Origin of the sequence: Dietzia sp. E1 (genome assembly GCF_014145015.1) — a bacterium.
GTDB lineage: Bacteria > Actinomycetota > Actinomycetes > Mycobacteriales > Mycobacteriaceae > Dietzia > Dietzia cinnamea_A.
This window is the reverse complement of the sequence record NZ_JAALDU010000219.1, coordinates 1-1815: the sequence shown is the minus strand read 5'-3', so window position 1 is coordinate 1815 and position 1815 is coordinate 1. Positions and strand designations below refer to the sequence as shown.

Below are 1815 nucleotides of genomic sequence, written 5' to 3'. Positions count from 1 at the left end.
CCGGCCCCCGGGCCGTCGACCGGCTCAGGACGCCCCCACCTGCGGGTGGTCCCCGACATGCCCGCCGCCCCGGAGGACGAGGCCGACCGGCACGCAGGCGGCACGGGCGGGTCCGGCCCCACAGCCCGCTGACCCACCGTCCGCTGACCCACCGCCCGCAGGGTGGTCCGCCGCGGGATCGGCGCGGGTAGTGTCTCGGAAGACATCGACCGACCCCGTCTCACACCCCTGGAGCAGCACGTGGCACGTAGCGCCGAGTCCGTCCGAGCAGTCATCAAGGCCTACGACGTCCGTGGCGTCGTCGGTGAGCAGATCGACGCGGACTTCGTCCGCGAGGTCGGTGCGTCCTTCGCTCGGCTCATGCGCTCCGAGGGCGCGGACACCGTGGTGATCGGGCACGACATGCGCGACTCGTCCCCGGGCCTGTCGGCGGCGTTCGCCGACGGGGTGACCGGTCAGGGGCTCGACGTGGTGATGATCGGACTGGCCTCCACCGATCAGCTGTACTTCGCCTCGGGCCTGCTCGAGTGCCCCGGCGCGATGTTCACCGCCAGCCACAACCCCGCGAAGTACAACGGCATCAAGCTGTGCCGTGCAGGCGCCAAGCCGGTGGGGCAGGAGTCCGGGCTCCGGACGATCGCCGAGGAGGTCATCGAGGGCGTCCCCGCGCACGACGGGGAGGTCGGCACCGTCTCCGAGCGCGACGTGCTCGAGGGCTACGGCGAGTACCTGCGCGGGCTGGTCGACCTGTCGGGGATCCGGACCCTCAAGGTCGCGGTGGACGCCGGCAACGGCATGGGTGGCCACACCGTGCCCGCGGTCCTGGGCGGGCTGCCGCTCGAGATCGTGCCCCTGTACTTCGAACTCGACGGGAACTTCCCCAACCACGAGGCCAACCCGCTCGAGCCCGCCAACATCGTCGACCTGCAGGCGCTGGTCCGGGAGAGCGGAGCCGACATCGGCCTGGCCTTCGACGGCGACGCGGACCGCTGCTTCGTGGTCGACGAGCGCGGCGAGCCGGTGGCCCCGTCGGCCATCACCGCCCTCGTCGCCGAGCGGGAGCTCGCCAAGGAGCCGGGCGCGTCGATCATCTACAACCTCATCACCTCCCGGGCCGTGCCGGAGCTCGTCGAGGAGAAGGGCGGCGTCGCCGTCCGCACGCGGGTGGGCCACAGCTTCATCAAGGCGCAGATGGCCGACACGGGTGCCGTCTTCGGCGGTGAGCACTCCGCGCACTACTACTTCCGCGACTTCTGGGGTGCCGACTCGGGCATGCTGGCCGCCATGCACGTGTTGGCCGCCCTCGGCGGTCAGGACGGCACGCTGTCCGAGCTCATGGGCGAGTACACCCGGTACGCGGCTTCCGGGGAGATCAACTCCACGCTCGACTCGGCGGACGCGCAGACAGAGCGCATGGAGGCCGTGGTCACCGCGTTCTCCGACCGTGCGGTGTCGGTCGACCGCCTGGACGGCGTCACCGTCGATCTCGGCGACGGCGCGTGGTTCAACCTGCGCGCCTCCAACACCGAGCCGCTGCTCCGCCTCAACGCCGAGGCGCCGACCAGGGAGGACGTCGACGCCGTGGTCGACGAGGTCCTCGCGATCGTCCGTGCCTGACCTGTCGAACGACACCGGGGCCGGACGGGTCGACCTCGACGACCCCGACGCGCTACGCGCTGCGGACGCGACGGGGGCCCTGCTGCACGCGTCGATGGCCGGCGCGCAGCTCCGCGCCGTGGCCACCGCCGTCGACGGCGGGGCTCTCGACGGTCTCGTCGGCTTCCGTCCGCGCGCCGTGGTGTGGGTGTCGGGCCG

At 72.3% G+C, this 1815-nt stretch carries 1 protein-coding gene and 1 pseudogene; both read left to right on the top strand.

The genetic code is table 11. The annotated features are described in order from the left end of the window. Nucleotides 1–240 precede the first annotated feature (240 nt). Complete coding sequence (locus G6030_RS08385) at nt 241–1617, top strand: phosphomannomutase/phosphoglucomutase (protein ID WP_043566489.1); 1377 nt, start codon at nt 241–243, stop codon at nt 1615–1617. Then, nucleotides 1610–1815 (top strand): annotated as a pseudogene (locus tag G6030_RS08380) (hypothetical protein); the annotation flags it as partial. The gene G6030_RS08385 and the pseudogene G6030_RS08380, both read left to right, overlap by 8 nt.